Here is a 19,177-nt window from a genome sequence, read left to right on the forward strand (position 1 = left end):
TGCAAGTCTGACAGGGCAACTATTTATGAAACGACTCATTGTAGGCATCAGCGGTGCCAGCGGCGCGATTTATGGCGTGCGCTTATTACAGGTTCTGCGCGATGTCACAGATATCGAAACGCATCTGGTGATGAGCCAGGCGGCGCGCCAGACCTTATCCCTCGAAACGGATTTTTCCCTGCGCGAAGTGCAGGCATTAGCTGATGTCACGCACGATGCGCGCGATATTTCCGCCAGCATCTCTTCCGGTTCTTTCCAGACGCTGGGGATGGTGATTTTACCCTGTTCAATCAAAACCCTTTCCGGCATTGTCCATAGCTATACTGATGGCTTACTGACCCGTGCGGCAGATGTGGTGCTGAAAGAGCGTCGCCCGTTGGTGCTCTGCGTGCGTGAAACACCATTGCACTTAGGCCATCTGCGTTTAATGACTCAGGCGGCAGAAATCGGTGCGGTGATTATGCCTCCCGTTCCGGCGTTTTATCATCGCCCGCAATCCCTTGATGATGTGATAAATCAGACGGTTAATCGTGTTCTTGACCAGTTTGCAATAACCCTTCCTGAAGATCTCTTTGCCCGCTGGCAGGGCGCATAACTCCGCTGTTGCCCTGTTTCAGGGCAATTTTGCAACCGCGATCAAATCCTCGACATTTTGTTTCTGCCATTCAATCGAAACGCTGCGATTCAACCGCTATACCTGCTATCTTCAACTTCAGGACAATAATGCAACGTCTTATTAACATATTTAACGTTGAATGTTACTGTTGTCGTCAAGATGGCATAAGACCTGCATGAAAGAGCCTGCAAACACACAACACAATACACAACATAAAAAAGCCATTTTCACTTGAGGGTTATGTATGAAGAAGTCGATTCTCGCTCTGTCTTTGTTAGTCGGTCTCTCCGCAGCGGCTTCCAGCTATGCGGCGCTACCGGAGACGGTACGTATCGGAACCGATACCACCTATGCGCCGTTCTCGTCGAAAGATGCTAAAGGTGATTTTGTTGGCTTTGATATCGATCTCGGTAACGAGATGTGCAAACGGATGCAGGTGAAATGTACCTGGGTTGCCAGTGACTTTGACGCGCTGATCCCCTCACTGAAAGCGAAAAAAATCGACGCCATTATTTCGTCGCTTTCCATTACCGATAAACGTCAGCAGGAGATTGCCTTCTCCGACAAGCTGTACGCCGCAGATTCTCGTTTGATTGCTGCCAAAGGTTCACCGATTCAGCCAACGCTGGATTCACTGAAAGGTAAACATGTTGGTGTGCTGCAGGGATCAACCCAGGAAGCTTACGCTAACGAGACCTGGCGTAGCAAAGGCGTGGATGTGGTGGCCTATGCCAACCAGGATTTGGTCTATTCCGATCTGGCTGCAGGACGTCTGGATGCTGCGTTACAAGATGAAGTTGCTGCCAGCGAAGGATTCCTCAAGCAACCTGCTGGTAAAGATTTCGCCTTTGCTGGCTCATCAGTAAAAGACAAAAAATACTTCGGTGATGGCACCGGTGTAGGGCTACGTAAAGATGATGCTGAACTGACGGCTGCCTTCAATAAGGCGCTTGGCGAGCTGCGTCAGGACGGCACCTACGACAAGATGGCGAAAAAGTATTTCGACTTTAATGTCTACGGTGACTGATACGTCGCTGGGAAGCTGTACCTGATGGAATGATCATCATGGTGCACGCCAGGTTTGTTGCACTATCGTGGTGCATTGAAATGCATACTTAAGCATTTTTAATGAAAAATAATACGTCTAACGGGGCGGGATATTTTGCCTTGATGGTCAATTTTATGGCACGATAAGTGTAACAAACCTGTAAATATTCCCTATAAAAAGACTGTCAGTTGAGGACATTATGAAAAAACTGGTGCTATCGCTCTCTCTGGTTCTGGCCTTCTCCAGCGCAACTGCGGCGTTTGCTGCGATTCCGCAAAACATCCGCATCGGTACCGACCCGACCTATGCGCCATTTGAATCAAAAAATTCACAAGGCGAACTGGTTGGCTTCGATATCGATCTGGCAAAGGAATTATGCAAACGCATCAATACGCAATGTACGTTTGTCGAAAATCCGCTGGATGCGTTAATCCCGTCCTTAAAAGCGAAGAAGATTGACGCCATCATGTCATCGCTTTCCATTACGGAAAAACGTCAGCAAGAAATAGCCTTCACCGACAAACTGTACGCTGCCGATTCTCGTTTGGTGGTGGCGAAAAATTCCGACATTCAGCCGACAGTCGAGTCGCTGAAAGGCAAACGGGTAGGCGTATTGCAGGGCACCACCCAGGAGACGTTCGGTAATGAACATTGGGCACCAAAAGGCATTGAAATCGTCTCGTATCAGGGGCAGGACAACATTTATTCTGACCTGACTGCCGGACGTATTGATGCCGCGTTCCAGGATGAGGTCGCTGCCAGCGAAGGTTTCCTCAAACAACCTGTCGGTAAAGATTACAAATTCGGTGGCCCGTCTGTTAAAGATGAAAAACTGTTTGGCGTAGGGACCGGCATGGGCCTGCGTAAAGAAGATAACGAACTGCGCGAGGCACTGAACAAAGCCTTTGCCGAAATGCGCGCTGACGGTACTTACGAGAAATTAGCGAAAAAGTACTTCGATTTTGATGTTTATGGCGGTTAATCGCCATCGGTGAAAGAAAGCCCGCTCCCTTCGGGTAACCGGAGGGAGACAAGAGGCGGTAATTCACCACACACGACAGGACAGGCAGCATGTTGTATGGGTTTTCAGGTGTTATTTTACAGGGTGCGCTCGTCACGCTGGAGCTGGCTATCAGTTCTGTAGTGCTCGCTGTAATCATCGGTTTAATTGGCGCTGGCGGTAAGCTCTCGCAAAATCGGCTTTCGGGGCTGATTTTCGAAGGGTACACCACGCTGATTCGAGGCGTGCCGGACTTGGTGTTGATGCTGCTGATTTTCTACGGTTTGCAGATTGCACTAAACACGGTGACGGAGGCGATGGGCGTCGGGCAGATTGATATCGATCCGATGGTCGCTGGTATTATTACTCTCGGTTTTATCTACGGTGCTTATTTTACCGAAACGTTCCGTGGCGCGTTTATGGCAGTGCCGAAAGGGCATATAGAGGCGGCGACGGCGTTCGGTTTTACTCGTGGGCAAGTGTTTCGGCGGATCATGTTTCCGGCGATGATGCGTTACGCCCTGCCAGGCATTGGCAACAACTGGCAGGTGATCCTCAAATCTACCGCACTGGTTTCGTTACTCGGCCTGGAAGATGTGGTCAAAGCCACCCAACTGGCAGGCAAAAGTACCTGGGAACCGTTCTATTTCGCCATCGTCTGTGGCGTGATTTACCTGGTTTTCACCACTGTTTCCAATGGTGTGCTGCTGTTCCTTGAGCGCCGCTACTCCGTGGGTGTGAAGAGGGCTGACCTGTGATCGAAATCTTACATGAATACTGGAAACCGCTGCTGTGGACCGACGGTTATCGCTTTACTGGTGTGGCGATCACTCTGTGGCTGCTTATTTTGTCGGTAGTGATAGGCGGAGTCCTGGCGCTGTTTCTGGCGATTGGTCGTGTCTCCAGTAATAAATACATCCAGTTTCCAATCTGGTTATTTACCTATATTTTTCGTGGTACGCCGCTGTATGTTCAGTTGCTGGTGTTCTATTCCGGCATGTACACGCTTGAGATTGTTAAGGGAACCGAATTCCTTAACGCTTTCTTCCGCAGTGGCCTGAACTGTACCGTGCTGGCGCTGACGCTTAACACCTGCGCTTACACTACCGAGATTTTTGCTGGGGCAATCCGTTCGGTTCCGCATGGGGAAATTGAAGCCGCCAGAGCCTATGGCTTCTCGACTTTTAAAATGTATCGTTGCATTATTTTGCCTTCTGCGCTGCGTATTGCGTTACCGGCATACAGCAACGAAGTGATCCTGATGCTGCACTCTACTGCGCTGGCGTTTACGGCCACTGTGCCGGATCTGCTGAAAATAGCCCGCGATATTAACGCCGCCACGTATCAACCTTTTACCGCCTTCGGCATTGCCGCGGTGCTCTATTTAATCATCTCTTATGTCCTGATCAGCCTCTTTCGCAGAGCGGAAAAACGCTGGTTGCAGCATGTGAAACCTTCTTCAACGCACTGAGAATACGATGTCCGAGAATAAATTAAACGTTATCGATTTGCACAAACGCTACGGCGAACATGAAGTGCTGAAAGGGGTCTCACTGCAAGCGAATGCCGGAGATGTAATAAGCATCATCGGATCGTCGGGATCGGGGAAAAGTACCTTTCTGCGCTGCATTAACTTCCTCGAAAAACCGAGTGAAGGGTCGATCGTGGTCAATGGCCAGACGATCAATCTGGTGCGCGACAAAGACGGTCAACTCAAAGTCGCCGATAAAAATCAACTGCGCTTACTGCGCACACGCCTGACGATGGTATTCCAGCACTTCAATCTCTGGAGCCATATGACGGTGCTGGAAAACGTCATGGAAGCGCCGATTCAGGTGTTGGGCCTGAGCAAGCAGGAAGCGCGCGAGCGGGCGGTGAAGTATCTGGCAAAAGTCGGGATAGACGAACGTGCGCAGGGGAAATATCCGGTGCATCTTTCCGGCGGTCAGCAACAGCGTGTTTCTATCGCGCGGGCGCTGGCGATGGAACCGGAAGTTTTACTGTTTGATGAACCTACCTCGGCGCTCGATCCTGAACTGGTAGGCGAAGTGTTACGTATTATGCAGCAACTGGCAGAAGAGGGGAAAACCATGGTGGTAGTGACTCACGAAATGGGCTTTGCTCGCCATGTTTCTACTCACGTCATTTTCCTCCATCAGGGGAAAATAGAAGAAGAGGGCGCGCCGGAGCAGTTATTTGGCAACCCGCAAAGCCCTCGTCTGCAACAGTTCCTTAAGGGATCGCTGAAATAATTTCCTCTCCGGTGGCTAACGCTGCCGGAGTATTTTCATGGGGAATTTGCGAGTCAGCTTCCGCTGAAATGTAAAAGTTGCAGTCCGCTAAAAATACTTCTGAATTCGCTGTCCAAAGATAAAAACTGCCTGCTGCATTGGGTGTTAATCGTGGTTATTGTCGCGTCATCTTAAATTTGATGGGTGACGGAACGCCATGACAATATCGACAACTTCCACGCCGCATGATGCGGTATTTAAATCTTTTTTACGCCATCCAGACACCGCGCGGGATTTTATTGATATTCATCTTCCCGCGCCGCTGCGCAAACTGTGTGATTTAACGACGCTTAAACTGGAACCAAACAGTTTTATTGATGACGACCTGCGGCAATATTATTCCGACCTCTTGTGGTCTGTGAAAACGCAGGAGGGAGTGGGTTATATTTATGTAGTGATAGAGCACCAAAGTAAGCCGGAAGAATTAATGGCTTTTCGCATGATGCGTTATTCCATTGCGGCAATGCAAAACCATCTTGATGCGGGCTATAAAGAGCTTCCATTGGTGATCCCGATGCTGTTTTATCATGGTTGCAGAAGTCCTTATCCTTATTCACTCTGCTGGCTTGATGAATTTGCTGAGCCTGCGATTGCCCGTAAAATATATTCATCGGCTTTTCCGTTGGTGGATATTACCGTGGTGCCGGATGACGAGATTATGCAACACCGCAAAATGGCGCTGTTGGAGTTAATTCAGAAACATATTCGTCAGCGCGATCTGTTGGGATTAGTCGACCAAATTGTTTCGCTGCTAGTTACAGGGAACACTAATGACAGACAGCTAAAAGCCCTGTTTAATTATGTATTACAAACGGGAGATGCCCAGCGTTTCCGTGCATTTATTGGTGAGATAGCAGAACGCGCACCACAAGAAAAGGAGAAACTGATGACCATTGCTGACAGATTACGTGAAGAAGGGCGGAATGATGGATTAATTCTGGGCAAACGCGAAGAAGCCCTGCGTATTGCTCAGGAGATGCTGGATAGAGGTTTAGACAGAGAGTTAGTTATGATGGTGACCCGACTATCGCCAGACGATCTTATAGCGCAAAGCCACTAACCCTGTAACACCGGGAGTTAACTGGCGGATGTTTGCAGTAAACCACATCAGCGAACGACATCCGCCAGCGCCTCTTCTAAATCGTACCAACGAAACGCAAAACCCGCTTCTTCCAGCCGTTTAGGCAGCGCGCGTTGTCCACCTAATACCAGTACTGAAGATTCGCCCATTAACAACCGAATGGCGGTTGCGGGGACGCGCAAAATAGCCGGGCGATGCAGCGCATGACCGAGCGCATGGGCAAATTGTTCATTGCGTATCGGGTAGGGCGAAACCATATTAAATGGCCCGCGCAGCTCGTTATCCAGCAGCCAGAGAATGCCGTTGACCATATCATCGATTTGAATCCAGGCAAGATACTGCCGACCGGAACCAATCGGCCCGCCCAGGCCAAGACGAAACGGTGGCAGCATTTTACCGAGAATACCGCCGTCCGGTGCCAGTACCACGCCGGTTCGCAGCAGGCACACTCGCGTTTTGTCACTTTGCGCCCGGCAGGCAATCTCTTCCCAGCGGGCGCAGAGTTTATGAGTAAATTCGTTATGCGGCGGTTCCTCTTCGGTAACCACCACTTCACCTAAGTCGCCATAATAGCCCGTTGCCGAGCCGGAAATGAGTACCGACGGCGGCGTGTCGCTGGCATTAATCAAATCGACCAGTTTTTGCGTGATATTCCAGCGGCTTTGGCAGAGACGCTCTTTTTGCTCGTGAGTCCAGCGTTTATCAGCAATCGGTTCTCCGGCCAGGTTGATTACCGCATCAACGCCGTTGAGGTTGCTTTGATCGGCTAGCCCTTGCCATAGTGTCACCCGAGGGCCGAGAACGGAACTGGCTTTCTGCGGGTTACGCGTCACTACCGTGATTTGATGGCCCAACTCCAGCAAACGCGGAATCAAATGGCGACCAATTAATCCCGTCCCTCCGGTGATCACTATGTTCATGCAGCCTCCCGATATGGCGGTTAACGCTGCCAGCTCAAGGTCATGGATACCGAATCGGCGTAGCGCAGCGCGTGTAGTTTATCGATCTCCACTTCAGCATACGTCACCCAGTGATGTTCACGTGCGATATCGAGCACATCCTGAGTTAATTTTTCCAGCAAAGAGAAACGGTTATTCTCTACATGTTGAATGATGTTTTTGGTGACGGTGCGATAGTTCAGCGCGTCATTAATATCTTCACTGGTACGCGCTTTATCGGCGGGGTAGTGGATCGTCACATTGATAACAATATCCTGACGGTTGTTAATTTCTTCTTCCTTAATTCCGATAAACGTACGTAAACGAAGGTTCTTTATACGAATAATAGCGGCAGGTTGTGCCATTGCAGGTTCTCCGTTGTTTTACTTAGGATGAAATAATACACGAGAACCTGTTTCTGTTAACTATCCGAACGCTCATCACCGAGTTGTGCTTTTAGCAGTGCCTGCCCGGTGGCAGGGCGCGAACGGATCCGCTCATGCCAGTTCTTGACTGCCGGATACATTGCGAGGTCAATTCGCTGGCGAGTCCAGGCATTAACCCACGGCCAGCAGGCAATATCCGCAATGCTGTAGTTCTCGCCTCCCAGCCAGGGCGAGTTTTCCAGCCGCTTGTTCAGTACATGGTAAAGACGCTGAGTTTCAACCTGATAACGTTCAATAGCGTAAGGAATGGTTTGGGGGGCTGCGTGATTAAAATGATGATTTTGCCCAAGCATCGGCCCCAGTCCGCCTACCTGCCAGAATAACCACTGTAATGTGGCGGCGCGCTCACGCGTTTCATGACTCAAAAAGAGTCCTGTTTTCTCAGCCAGATACAACAAAATGGCACCAGACTCAAAGAGGCTTAACGGTTCGCCGCCATCGGCAGGAGAATGATCAACAATTGCCGGAATTTTGTTGTTGGGCGAAATGCGCAAAAATTCCGGACGAAACTGACCGCCTTTCCCCAGGTCTACCTTAATCAAGCGATAATCAAGCTCTGCTTCTTCGAGAAACAGCGTAATTTTGTGACCATTGGGTGTCGGGGCGAAATAGAGATCGATCATTGCAGCTCCGGTTGTTTAATCATCTGAACACCACAAGTATAGAAAGCGCGGCGACTTACGTGAGTATTCGTCACGTGACAGTGACAAAAAGGCTCTATAGTTTGATAGCCAGCCCCCTTTATTGCCGAGGACATAATGAGTAAACCCGCTATCACGCTTTGGTCAGATGCCCACTTTTTCTCCCCTTATGTGTTATCCGCCTGGGTGGCGTTGCAGGAAAAAGGCCTGTCGTTTCATATCAAGACCATCGACCTCGACAGCGGTGAACATTTGCAGCCGACGTGGCAAGGTTACGGTCAGACACGCCGTGTGCCGTTATTACAAATCGATGATTTTGAGTTGAGTGAATCTTCTGCCATTGCGGAGTATCTGGAAGATCGATTTGCGCCACCGACCTGGGAACGTATTTATCCGCTTGATTTAGAAAATCGTGCGCGTGCACGACAGATTCAGGCCTGGCTGCGCAGCGATCTGATGCCCATCCGCGAAGAGCGTCCGACGGATGTTGTCTTTGCGGGGGCGAAAAAAGCGCCACTAACGGCCGAGGGAAAAGCCAGTGCAGAGAAACTGTTCGCGATGGCAGAACATTTGTTAGCACTGGGTCAGCCGAATTTATTTGGTGAATGGTGCATTGCTGATACTGATCTGGCGCTAATGATTAACCGCCTGGTACTACATGGCGATGAGGTGCCAGAACGCCTGGTGGATTATGCGACATTCCAGTGGCAGCGAGCGTCTGTCCAGCGTTTTATTGCACTTTCGGCGAAGCAATCTGGCTGATAGCAACGACAGAATCCAGTATCATAGCTTACGTTTTTTCGACGAGGAGTGAGTGATGAAACTGATGTTTGCATCGGACATTCATGGGTCGTTACCGGCGACGGAACGTGTTCTGGAGTTGTTTGCCCAAAGCGGTGCCCAGTGGCTGGTGATCCTTGGCGACGTGTTGAATCACGGCCCGCGTAATGCTTTACCGGAGGGTTACGCGCCAGCCAAAGTCGCTGAACGGCTTAATGAAGTGGCACATAAGGTTATCGCTGTGCGCGGCAACTGCGACAGCGAAGTGGATCAAATGCTGCTGCATTTCCCGATAACCGCGCCGTGGCAACAGGTATTACTGGAAAAACAACGTCTGTTTTTGACGCATGGTCATCTTTTTGGCCCGGAAAATCTACCTGCTTTAAACCAGAACGATGTGCTGGTGTACGGTCATACCCATCTGCCAGTGGCAGAACAGCGGGGGGAGATTTTCCACTTCAACCCCGGCTCGGTGAGTATTCCGAAAGGCGGTAATCCGGCGAGTTATGGCATGCTGGATAATGACGTACTTAGTGTAATCGCACTCAATGATCAAAGTATCATTGCGCAGGTCGCGATTAATCCGTAATTTACCCACAACTCAAAATGCGCCGTAAGAGCGCCAGAAAAAGAAGGTTTCCTGATAATGGAACAGCGTCGTTTGGCAAGTACTGAATGGGTGGATATTGTCAATGAAGAGAACGAAGTCATTGCACAAGCCAGCCGGGAACAAATGCGGGCACAGTGTCTGCGTCATCGTGCAACTTACATCGTCGTGCATGATGGCATGGGCAAAATTCTGGTCCAGCGTCGTACCGAGACAAAAGACTTTTTACCCGGCATGTTAGATGCGACCGCAGGCGGTGTGGTCCAGGCCGATGAGCAACTGCTGGAATCCGCGCGTCGCGAAGCGGAAGAAGAGTTGGGCATTGCCGGTGTCCCCTTTGCTGAGCACGGGCAGTTCTATTTCGAAGATAAAAATTGCCGTGTCTGGGGCGCATTGTTCAGCTGCGTCTCTCACGGTCCCTTCGCCCTACAGGAAGATGAAGTCAGTGAAGTTTGCTGGCTGACGCCGGAAGAAATCACCGCACGCTGCGATGAGTTCACTCCAGACTCGCTGAAAGCGCTGGCGTTGTGGATGAAGCGTAATGCCAAAAATGAAGCCGTAGAGACTGAAACGGCAGAATGAAAAAAGAGCCGCAATTGCGGCTCTTAACATTTTTAGTGGTAGCCCATCAACTGAGCGCCGATCACCACGACGCTGGACATAATAAACAGCAGTCCAAGCAGTGTCGCGCCCACCTTCAGCCAGTTACGGAAGTCCACCCGGCAAACACCGAGCGTCGCCATTAACGAAGCTGAGGTTGGGTAAATGATGTGGCTGAAGCCATCACCAAACTGGAATGCCAGCACGGTAACCTGACGGTTAACACCGACCAGATCGCCAAGCGGTGCCAGTAACGGCATGGTTAACGCCGCCTGACCAGAACCGGATGTCACAAAGAAATTAAATACCGCCTGGAAGAGCAACATAAACCAGGCCGCGACAGCGTTGTCCAGACCGCTAATGGCATTGGCAATGCTGTTGAGGATGGTATTTAACACGCTGGCATCACCTGCTTCACCATTACCGACCAGCAGCAAAATCCCTTTGGCGAAACCCACCAGCAGGGCAGGGGCGATCATCATTCGCGCCCCTTCGGTAAAGGATGAAGCCATGGTATTAACCGTCATGCCGTTAAGGCGGAAAACAACGCCGATGATGCCAATCACCAGACCCATGGTGAAGAACTGGCTGGCAATTTCTGGAATAAACCAGGCATTAACGATCACGCCCCAAATCACCCAGACCATTACGGCGGTCAGGACAATCAATACCAGCCAGTCACCAAAGGTAAACGGACGTTGTTCAACATCAGCCTGCTTTTCACGAAAGAAGCGGTCGGACTCATGCACGCGTGACAGAAGAGGATTCTTTTTCACTCGTGAGGCGTACACCATGGTAAAGATCAGGCCAATCAGAGTGGCGATAACCCACACCACGATGCGCAACCCGGAGCCAGAAAGCACCGGAACGCCGGCAATCCCCTGAGCAACGACCACACAAAACGGGTTCATCCACGAACTGGCAAAACCGATTTGCGTGGCAATATAGGTCACCAGGACGGTGGTAATACTGTCATAGCCCAGCCGGACCATTAGCGGTGCGATGATAATGGCAAAGGCGACGGCCTCTTCTCCCATACCAAATACCGCGCCGCCAAGTGAAAACAGAATAAACAGCGCAGGAATAAAGAGAATTTCATTCCCGCGGGTATGGCGAATAAGCGCCAGGATACCGTTATCAATGGTTCCTGTACGCATCACAATGCCAAACGCGCCGCCAATCACCAGCATAAACATGATGATGCCAACAGCTGTCCCGTATTTCGATCCTGAGGTTAATCCTTCAAACGGGAAGTTCATCAGGCCCGGGCGTTCATCGCCCGTCGTGAACAGCTGTACGCGGTGATACTCAGGTTCGCCTGCTTCGTTAGTCAGAATGCGAAATGAGTGTGGATCTACGACTTTGCGTGTTTTTGTTTGACCATCAACCTGATACTGCACTTCCTGACTGTCAAACAACCCCACCGGAACTACCCAGGTGGCAAGGCTGGTTAAAATAGCAACAAAAAAGATAATCACCAACGTATCGGGCATTGCCCATCTTCTTGTTGGTTTGGATTCAGTGATTGCGGACATAGCGCAAATATTCCCTTGCACAAAACAAAGTGGTAAGTATGCAAAGTGAAATGGCGCAATTCATTGATGCAGCGCAGTTAAGCAAGATAATCAGAAAGGATTAATGCAGATTAAGAGAATAAAAAACCGGAAATAGTGATTATTTCCGGTTCAGATATCCGCAGCGCAAAGCTGCGGATGATGACGAGATTACTGCTGCTGTGCAGACTGAATCGCAGTCAGCGCGATGGTGTAGACGATATCGTCAACCAGTGCGCCACGGGACAGGTCGTTAACCGGCTTGCGCATACCCTGCAGCATCGGCCCGATGGAGATCAGGTCGGCAGAACGCTGTACCGCTTTGTAGGTGGTGTTACCGGTGTTCAGATCCGGGAAGATGAACACGGTAGCGCGACCTGCAACCGGAGAGTTCGGCGCTTTGGATTTCGCAACGTCAGCCATTACCGCAGCGTCGTACTGCAGCGGACCGTCGATCATCAGGTCAGGACGTTTTTCCTGCGCCAGACGAGTTGCTTCGCGAACTTTTTCTACGTCGCTACCTGCACCAGAAGTACCGGTGGAGTAGGAGAGCATAGCAACGCGCGGTTCGATACCGAAGGCCGCAGCGGAATCAGCGGACTGAATCGCGATTTCTGCCAGCTGTTCAGCGGTCGGATCCGGGTTGATCGCACAGTCACCGTAAACGTAAACCTGTTCCGGCAGCAGCATGAAGAACACGGAAGATACCAGGGAGCTGCCCGGTGCAGTTTTGATCAGCTGCAGCGGCGGACGGATGGTGTTTGCGGTAGTGTGAACAGCACCGGAAACCAGACCATCAACTTCATCCTGTTCCAGCATCAGCGTACCGAGCACCACGTTGTCTTCCAGCTGTTCGCGGGCAACGGTTTCGGTCATGCCTTTGTTCTTACGCAGTTCGACCAGACGACCAACATAGCTTTCGCGAACCACTTCTGGATCAACGATTTCAATCCCTGCACCCAGTTCTACACCCTGAGACGCTGCAACACGGTTGATCTCTGCCGGATTACCCAGCAGTACGCAAGTTGCGATACCACGTTCAGCACAGATAGCGGCTGCTTTAACGGTACGCGGTTCGTCACCTTCCGGCAGTACGATACGTTTGCCCGCTTTGCGCGCAAGTTCAGTCAGCTGATAACGGAACGCAGGCGGAGACAGACGACGGCTGCGCTCAGAAGTGGCAGTCAGAGATTCGATCCAGTCAGCGTTGATGTAGTTAGCAACGTATTCCTGAACTTTCTCGATACGTTCGTGATCGTCAACCGGAACTTCCAGGTTGAAGCTCTGCAGGCTCAGAGAGGTCTGCCAGGTGTTGGTGTTCACCATAAATACCGGCAGGCCGGTAGCGAAAGCACGTTCGCACAGTTTAGAAATGCGCGCGTCCATTTCGTAGCCGCCAGTCAGCAGCAGGGCACCGATTTCTACGCCGTTCATGGCTGCCAGGCAAGCGGCCACCAGCACGTCAGGACGGTCTGCGGAAGTCACCAGCAGAGAACCGGCACGGAAGTGCTCCAGCATGTGCGGAATGCTGCGTGCGCAGAAAGTGACGGATTTAACGCGGCGAGTATTGATGTCGCCTTCGTTGATGATGGTCGCATTCAGGTGGCGAGCCATATCGATCGCACGAGTCGCGATCAGGTCAAAGCTCCACGGCACAGCGCCGAGAACCGGCAGCGGGCTGGATTCTTGCAGCTTCGCCGGATCAACATTGTTTACTTTAGCTTTGGAAGAGTCGTCGAAAATCTCGGACAGATCCGGGCGAGTACGACCCTGTTCATCAACCGGTGCGTTCAGTTTGTTAACGATAACGCCGGTGATGTTGGTGTTTTTGGCACCGCCGAAGCTGTTGCGGGTCAGTTCGATACGCTCTTTCAGCTGTTCCGGGGTGTCAGTGCCCTGAGACATAACGAAGACGATTTCCGCATTCAGCGTTTTAGCGATTTCGTAGTTCAGAGACTGGGCAAACTGGTGCTTACGTGTCGGGACCAGACCTTCAACCAGAACGACTTCAGCGTCTTTGGTGTTAGCGTGGTAGTTTGCGACGATCTCTTCCATCAGCACATCTTTCTGATTGCTGGAAAGCAGACCTTCAACGTAGCTCATTTTCAGCGGTTCAGCGGCCGTCGTGGTGGAAGAGTTCGCACGCACGATAGTCGTAGTCTGATCGGGCGCATCGCCACCGGTACGCGGCTGAGCGATAGGTTTGAAAACGCTCAGACGAACGCCTTTGCGTTCCATTGCACGGATCACGCCAAGGCTGACGCTGGTCAGACCGACGCTGGTTCCGGTAGGGATCAGCATAATAATACGGGACACGGTTTATCCTCTTTCGTTACCGCCGATTTGGCGGGTTACAAAACAGCACCGCCAGCTGAGCTGGCGGTGTGAAATCAGGCAGTCAGGCGGCTCGCGTCTTGCGCGATAACCAGTTCTTCGTTGGTTGGGATAACCACCGCAGGACGGGTACCTTCTTTGTTGATGAAACCAGATTTGCCGAAACGTGCAGCCAGGTTGCGTTCATGATCAACTTCAAAGCCCAGCACGCCCAGTTTGCCCAGAGACAGTTCACGAACCATCGCGGCATTTTCACCGATACCACCAGTGAATACAACAGCGTCCAGACGACCATCCATCAGCGCAGTGTAGGCACCGATGTATTTCGCCAGGCGGTGGCAGTAAACGTCCATTGCGCGCTTCGCGTCTTCTTTCGTCGCGTAGTTGTCTTCAACATAGCGGCAGTCGCTGGTCACTTCGGTCAGACCCAGCAGGCCAGACTCTTTGGTCAGCAGTTTGTTGATTGCGTCAACGCTCATGCCCAGGGTGTCGTGCAGGTGGAAGATGATCGCCGGATCGATATCACCAGAACGGGTACCCATGACCAGACCTTCCAGCGGGGTCAGGCCCATAGAGGTGTCAACGCATTTACCGTTGCGGATAGCAGAAACGGAACCACCGTTGCCCAGGTGGCAGGTGATGATGTTCAGTTCTTCTACCGGTTTGTTCAGCATTTTTGCCGCTTCCTGGGTTACATAGAAGTGGCTGGTGCCGTGCGCGCCGTAACGACGGATGCCGTGCTCTTTGTACAGGTTGTAAGGCAGGGCGTAGAGGTAAGACTCTTCCGGCATAGTCTGGTGGAACGCGGTGTCAAATACAGCAACGTTTTTGTCTTTCAGCTGTGGGAAAGATTTCAGAGCTTCTTCGATACCGATCAGGTGAGCCGGGTTGTGCAGCGGTGCAAAAGAAGCTGCATCTTTGATACCCTGAATAACAGACTCATCGATCACTACGGAGCTGGTATACTTTTCGCCGCCGTGTACGATACGGTGACCGATAGCAGTCAGCTGCGCAGACAGTTCTGGTTTTTGTGCCAGAATAGTATTAACGATAAAGTTGAGCGCTTCGCTGTGAGCGGCGCCTGCACCTAAAGCCGCTTCCTGTTTATTGCCGTCCATTTTCCATTTGATACGTGCTTCGGGCAGGTGGAAACATTCGGCTAAACCAGAAAGGTACTCTTCACCATTTACTGCATCGATGATGGCAAATTTCAGTGAAGAACTACCGCAGTTCAGAACCAGTACTAACTTACTCGACATGGAAGTACCTATAATTGATACGTGGCTAAAAAAACGTCAGGGAGCCATAGAGCGTAGCGCATGATGACACCGACATTTATGATTAACATCATGCACTGCAAATTTTTTTTGCATGATGGAAGAAATATCTTGAGTCTATGCCATTTTGCGTAATTTTCAGCCAATGGCATAATGTATATGAATTTGACGACTCAATGAATATGTACTACTTAGGCCTTCAGGCTGCTAAAGGATACCTGATAGTGGGTATGGAAGACAAAATGTTTTGAACGTTGTCCCGCTGAGTTGTGAATTTGCACAAATTTTTGAATCTTTATATGTGAAGTTGAGGTGAAGCATGTCAACGCCGGATAATCGTTCTGTTAATTTTTTTAGCTTGTTTCGCCGGGGACAGCATTACTCAAAGACGTGGCCGCTGGAAAAACGCCTTGCCCCGGTCTTTGTCGAAAATCGCGTTATCAAGATGACGCGTTATGCGATCCGTTTTATGCCGCCGATCGCCGTATTTACTCTCTGCTGGCAGATTGCCCTGGGCGGTCAGCTTGGGCCGGCAGTTGCCACTGCGCTGTTCGCCTTAAGTTTACCCATGCAGGGATTATGGTGGCTGGGCAAGCGTTCTGTAACGCCATTACCCCCTGCTATCCTCAACTGGTTTTATGAAGTTCGCGGTAAATTGCAGGAGTCTGGACAGGTGTTGGCACCCGTTGAAGGCAAGCCTGATTACCAGGCATTAGCTGACACGCTTAAGCGCGCCTTCAAACAACTGGATAAAACTTTCCTTGATGATTTGTAATTGACCCCTGATTACGCATATAAAAGAAGGCATACTCAGCCTTCTTTTTTTTCACCGTAGTAGAGTGATACAGGAGTCAACAATGGAAATGACCAACGCGCAACGTCTTATTTTGTCTAATCAGTACAAGATGATGACTATGCTCGATCCGGCAAATGCTGAACGTTACCGTCGCCTGCAAACAATTATTGAGCGTGGTTACGGATTACAGATGCGTGAATTGGATCGCGAGTTTGGCGAGCTGAAAGAAGAAACCTGCCGCACTATCATCGACATTATGGAGATGTATCATGCGTTGCATGTTTCCTGGTCTAATTTGCAGGACCAGCAATCCATCGATGAACGTCGTGTCACCTTCCTCGGCTTTGACGCCGCCACTGAAGCACGTTACCTCGGTTATGTCCGCTTTATGGTTAATGTGGAAGGGCGCTATACCCATTTTGACGCCGGAACTCACGGTTTTAACGCCCAGACGCCAATGTGGGAAAAATATCAGCGCATGCTTAATGTGTGGCATGCCTGCCCGCGTCAGTACCATTTGAGCGCCAACGAAATTAATCAAATTATCAACGCCTGAGGAGGCCCGCGTGCGGTGCAAAGGTTTTCTGTTTGATCTTGATGGAACGCTGGTGGATTCCCTGCCTGCGGTAGAACGGGCGTGGAGCAACTGGGCCAGACGTCATGGGTTAGCGCCGGAAGAGGTGCTGGCTTTCATTCACGGTAAACAGGCGATCACCTCTTTGCGCCATTTTATGGCGGGCAAATCCGAGGCTGATATTGCCGCCGAATTTACGCGTCTGGAGTACATCGAGGCCACGGAAACCGAAGGTATTACCGCGCTTCCGGGGGCAATCGCCTTACTCAATCATTTGAATAAAGCAGGTATTCCGTGGGCCATTGTGACTTCTGGCTCCATGCCGGTAGCGCGAGCGCGCCATAAAATAGCTGGGCTTCCCGCACCAGAGGTGTTTGTAACCGCTGAGCGAGTGAAGCGCGGAAAACCAGAACCTGATGCGTATCTGTTAGGCGCGCAGCTGCTGGGGCTTGCGCCGCAGGAGTGTGTGGTGGTGGAAGATGCTCCCGCTGGCGTGCTTTCTGGCCTGGCGGCGGGTTGCCATGTCATTGCGGTTAACGCTCCGGCAGATACCCCGCGCCTGAATGAGGTCGATTTGGTCCTCCACAGTCTGGAGCAAATTACTGTGACCAAACAGCCAAATGGCGATGTTATTATTCAGTGAAACACCTGATCATGATTTAGCCCCGTCTCGTCGGGGCTTTTTTATGGCAGAATCAAGACATCTCCCTCAATTAACAAGGATAAGTTGTGAACGGTGAATTGATTTGGGTTCTTTCATTACTGGCCGTTGCCATTGTCTTGTTTGCGACGGGCAGAGTGCGTATGGATGCGGTCGCTTTGTTTGTTATTGTCGCGTTTGCATTAAGCGGAACGCTGACAGTCCCCGAAGTATTTTCCGGCTTTTCTGATCCTAACGTTGTCCTGATTGCCGCCTTGTTTATTATTGGCGATGGTTTGGTCCGTACCGGTGTTGCCACCGTAATGGGAACATGGCTGGTCAAAGTTGCGGGCAACAGTGAAATCAAAATGTTGGTTTTGTTGATGCTGACCGTCGCGGGGCTTGGCGCGTTTATGAGTTCAACCGGCGTTGTCGCTATCTTTATTCCCGTGGTGTTAAGCGTTGCCATGCGTATGCAAACTTCGCCGTCACGTCTGATGATGCCGTTGAGTTTTGCCGGGCTGATAAGCGGCATGATGACGCTGGTGGCGACGCCGCCGAACCTGGTAGTCAACAGTGAATTGCTGCGTGAAGGCTATCACGGCTTCAGTTTCTTTAGCGTAACACCTATTGGCCTGGTCGTGCTGGTGCTGGGTATTTTGTATATGTTAGTGATGCGTTTCATGCTGAAAGGGGATACCCAGACCCCGCAGCGCGAAGGCTGGACGCGTCGAACCTTTCGCGATCTTATCCGTGAATATCGACTGACCGGGCGTGCGCGACGTCTGGCTATTCGCCCCGGATCGCCAATGATTGGTCAACGGCTGGATGATCTCAAATTACGTGAGCGTTATGGCGCTAACGTCATCGGTGTTGAACGCTGGCGGCGTTTTCGTCGCGTTATCGTGAACGTTAATGGGGTTTCTGAATTTCGCGCGCGTGACGTTTTGCTTATTGATATGTCTGCGGCTGATGTCGATCTCCGGCAATTTTGTAGTGAGCAATTGCTGGAGCCGATGGTACTGCGCGGCGAGTATTTTTCTGACCAGGCCCTTGATGTGGGCATGGCAGAGATTTCATTAATTCCTGAGTCAGAACTGATTGGTAAATCGGTGCGCGAAATTGGTTTTCGTACCCGCTACGGACTGAATGTGGTGGGGCTAAAGCGCAATGGCGTGGCGCTGGAAGGTTCGCTGGCGGATGAGCCTCTGCTGCTGGGCGATATCATCCTGGTTGTGGGTAACTGGAAACTGATCGGTATGCTGGCCAAACAGGGCCGCGACTTCGTAGCGCTGAACTTACCGGAAGAGGTGAGTGAAGCATCGCCCGCGCACAGCCAGGCACCCCATGCCATTTTCTGTCTGGTGCTAATGGTGGCGTTAATGCTGACAGATGAAATTCCTAATCCTGTTGCCGCTATCATCGCCTGCCTGCTGATGGGGAAATTCCGCTGTATAGATGCTGAAAGCGCCTATAAATCCATTCACTGGCCGAGCATTATTTTGATCGTTGGGATGATGCCGTTTGCTGTGGCATTACAGAAAACGGGAGGTGTCGCGCTGGCGGTGAAAGGGCTGATGGACATTGGCGGTGGTTACGGGCCACATATGATGCTGGGTTGTTTGTTTGTCTTGTCGGCGGTTATTGGGCTATTTATCTCTAATACCGCGACGGCGGTGTTGATGGCTCCGATTGCGCTGGCTGCTGCCAAAACGATGGGGGTGTCGCCTTATCCATTCGCGATGGTCGTGGCGATGGCAGCATCCGCCGCCTTTATGACACCGGTTTCTTCACCTGTTAACACACTGGTTTTAGGTCCGGGAAATTACAGCTTCAGTGACTTTGTGAAGTTGGGGGTACCGTTCACCATTATTGTGATGGCGGTTTGTGTGGTGATGATCCCGATGCTGTTTCCGTTTTGACAAGAGCCTGATGTCGCATCCGGCGCTTATTGC

At 51.0% G+C, this 19,177-nt stretch carries 20 protein-coding genes; 14 read left to right on the top strand and 6 right to left on the bottom strand.

What is annotated here, in order from left to right; genetic code table 11:
- Nucleotides 1-25: 25 nt before the first annotated feature.
- From ubiX to rpnB, 7 genes are all read left to right on the top strand, one after another.
- Nucleotides 26-595 (top strand): flavin prenyltransferase UbiX, encoded by a 570-nt coding sequence (gene ubiX / locus ACJHXA_RS10010; RefSeq protein WP_000825704.1) that lies wholly within the window; start codon nucleotides 26-28, stop codon nucleotides 593-595.
- Between the two features lie 265 nt (nucleotides 596-860).
- Nucleotides 861-1,643: a lysine/arginine/ornithine ABC transporter substrate-binding protein ArgT gene (argT, locus tag ACJHXA_RS10015; protein WP_000748261.1), complete on the top strand. Its 783-nt coding sequence runs from the start codon at nucleotides 861-863 to the stop codon at nucleotides 1,641-1,643.
- A gap of 220 nt (nucleotides 1,644-1,863) precedes the next feature.
- Nucleotides 1,864-2,646, top strand: a complete 783-nt coding sequence (gene hisJ, locus ACJHXA_RS10020; RefSeq protein ID WP_000737621.1) for a histidine ABC transporter substrate-binding protein HisJ — start codon at nucleotides 1,864-1,866, stop codon at nucleotides 2,644-2,646.
- An 89-nt stretch (nucleotides 2,647-2,735) separates the two neighbouring features.
- A complete protein-coding gene (hisQ, locus tag ACJHXA_RS10025) occupies nucleotides 2,736-3,422 on the top strand; it encodes a histidine ABC transporter permease HisQ (RefSeq protein WP_000965518.1) in 687 nt (228 codons plus the stop codon).
- A complete protein-coding gene (locus tag ACJHXA_RS10030; RefSeq protein ID WP_000569958.1) occupies nucleotides 3,419-4,135 on the top strand; it encodes an ABC transporter permease in 717 nt (238 codons plus the stop codon). The genes hisQ and ACJHXA_RS10030 overlap by 4 nt, the downstream gene beginning before the upstream one ends.
- Before the next feature lie 7 nt (nucleotides 4,136-4,142).
- Nucleotides 4,143-4,916: a histidine ABC transporter ATP-binding protein HisP gene (gene hisP, locus ACJHXA_RS10035; protein WP_001293612.1), complete on the top strand. Its 774-nt coding sequence runs from the start codon at nucleotides 4,143-4,145 to the stop codon at nucleotides 4,914-4,916.
- A 196-nt stretch (nucleotides 4,917-5,112) separates the two neighbouring features.
- Nucleotides 5,113-6,015 (top strand): recombination-promoting nuclease RpnB, encoded by a 903-nt coding sequence (gene rpnB / locus ACJHXA_RS10040; protein WP_000156113.1) that lies wholly within the window; start codon nucleotides 5,113-5,115, stop codon nucleotides 6,013-6,015.
- 47 nt (nucleotides 6,016-6,062) lie between these two features.
- On the opposite strand, the gene ACJHXA_RS10045 is transcribed toward rpnB, so the two are convergent.
- The 3 genes from ACJHXA_RS10045 to yfcG are packed head-to-tail and all read right to left on the bottom strand — an operon-like array spanning nucleotide 6,063 to nucleotide 8,043.
- Complete coding sequence (locus ACJHXA_RS10045) at nucleotides 6,063-6,956, bottom strand: TIGR01777 family oxidoreductase (RefSeq protein WP_001028343.1); 894 nt, start codon at nucleotides 6,954-6,956, stop codon at nucleotides 6,063-6,065.
- A gap of 20 nt (nucleotides 6,957-6,976) precedes the next feature.
- The gene (folX, locus tag ACJHXA_RS10050; RefSeq protein ID WP_000068457.1) at nucleotides 6,977-7,339 is read right to left on the bottom strand and encodes a dihydroneopterin triphosphate 2'-epimerase; all 363 of its coding nucleotides are present in this window, start codon (nucleotides 7,337-7,339) and stop codon (nucleotides 6,977-6,979) included.
- A 56-nt stretch (nucleotides 7,340-7,395) separates the two neighbouring features.
- On the bottom strand, nucleotides 7,396-8,043 hold the full coding sequence (gene yfcG, locus ACJHXA_RS10055; protein WP_000566471.1) for a GSH-dependent disulfide bond oxidoreductase: 648 nt from the start codon (nucleotides 8,041-8,043) through the stop codon (nucleotides 7,396-7,398).
- A 135-nt stretch (nucleotides 8,044-8,178) separates the two neighbouring features.
- On the opposite strand from yfcG, the gene yfcF reads away from it, so the two are divergent.
- From yfcF to yfcD, 3 genes are read left to right on the top strand one after another with little or no spacing between them, the layout of a single operon-like run.
- On the top strand, nucleotides 8,179-8,823 hold the full coding sequence (gene yfcF / locus ACJHXA_RS10060) for a glutathione transferase (RefSeq protein ID WP_000042440.1): 645 nt from the start codon (nucleotides 8,179-8,181) through the stop codon (nucleotides 8,821-8,823).
- Nucleotides 8,824-8,878: 55 nt separating this feature from the next.
- Nucleotides 8,879-9,430 (top strand): phosphodiesterase, encoded by a 552-nt coding sequence (gene yfcE / locus ACJHXA_RS10065; protein ID WP_000772452.1) that lies wholly within the window; start codon nucleotides 8,879-8,881, stop codon nucleotides 9,428-9,430.
- A gap of 57 nt (nucleotides 9,431-9,487) precedes the next feature.
- The gene (gene yfcD, locus ACJHXA_RS10070; RefSeq protein WP_000437935.1) at nucleotides 9,488-10,030 is read left to right on the top strand and encodes an NUDIX hydrolase YfcD; all 543 of its coding nucleotides are present in this window, start codon (nucleotides 9,488-9,490) and stop codon (nucleotides 10,028-10,030) included.
- A gap of 32 nt (nucleotides 10,031-10,062) precedes the next feature.
- Here yfcD and yfcC read toward each other — a convergent pair whose 3' ends face one another.
- From yfcC to ackA, 3 genes are all read right to left on the bottom strand, one after another.
- Nucleotides 10,063-11,583: a putative basic amino acid antiporter YfcC gene (gene yfcC / locus ACJHXA_RS10075; RefSeq protein ID WP_001274481.1), complete on the bottom strand. Its 1,521-nt coding sequence runs from the start codon at nucleotides 11,581-11,583 to the stop codon at nucleotides 10,063-10,065.
- 189 nt (nucleotides 11,584-11,772) lie between these two features.
- Entirely contained in the window at nucleotides 11,773-13,917 is a 2,145-nt protein-coding gene (gene pta / locus ACJHXA_RS10080) for a phosphate acetyltransferase (protein ID WP_000086722.1), read from the bottom strand.
- Nucleotides 13,918-13,991: 74 nt separating this feature from the next.
- On the bottom strand, nucleotides 13,992-15,194 hold the full coding sequence (ackA, locus tag ACJHXA_RS10085) for an acetate kinase (protein ID WP_000095707.1): 1,203 nt from the start codon (nucleotides 15,192-15,194) through the stop codon (nucleotides 13,992-13,994).
- A 337-nt stretch (nucleotides 15,195-15,531) separates the two neighbouring features.
- Here ackA and yfbV point away from each other — a divergent pair, with 337 nt between their 5' ends.
- The 4 genes from yfbV to ACJHXA_RS10105 all read left to right on the top strand — a co-directional run bounded on the left by yfbV (nucleotide 15,532) and on the right by ACJHXA_RS10105 (nucleotide 19,144).
- Nucleotides 15,532-15,987 carry a terminus macrodomain insulation protein YfbV gene (gene yfbV / locus ACJHXA_RS10090; RefSeq protein ID WP_000106627.1) on the top strand — a complete coding sequence of 152 codons (456 nt, stop codon included), beginning with the start codon at nucleotides 15,532-15,534 and terminating at the stop codon, nucleotides 15,985-15,987.
- Between the two features lie 82 nt (nucleotides 15,988-16,069).
- A complete protein-coding gene (locus ACJHXA_RS10095; RefSeq protein ID WP_000426124.1) occupies nucleotides 16,070-16,564 on the top strand; it encodes a YfbU family protein in 495 nt (164 codons plus the stop codon).
- 10 nt (nucleotides 16,565-16,574) lie between these two features.
- Nucleotides 16,575-17,225 carry a hexitol phosphatase HxpA gene (hxpA, locus tag ACJHXA_RS10100; RefSeq protein WP_001203410.1) on the top strand — a complete coding sequence of 217 codons (651 nt, stop codon included), beginning with the start codon at nucleotides 16,575-16,577 and terminating at the stop codon, nucleotides 17,223-17,225.
- A gap of 86 nt (nucleotides 17,226-17,311) precedes the next feature.
- On the top strand, nucleotides 17,312-19,144 hold the full coding sequence (locus tag ACJHXA_RS10105) for an SLC13 family permease (protein WP_001012899.1): 1,833 nt from the start codon (nucleotides 17,312-17,314) through the stop codon (nucleotides 19,142-19,144).
- Nucleotides 19,145-19,177 lie beyond the last annotated feature (33 nt).

It is taken from the genome of Escherichia sp. WS33 (assembly GCF_046486385.1).
In the GTDB taxonomy this organism is placed as follows: domain Bacteria; phylum Pseudomonadota; class Gammaproteobacteria; order Enterobacterales; family Enterobacteriaceae; genus ECMA0423.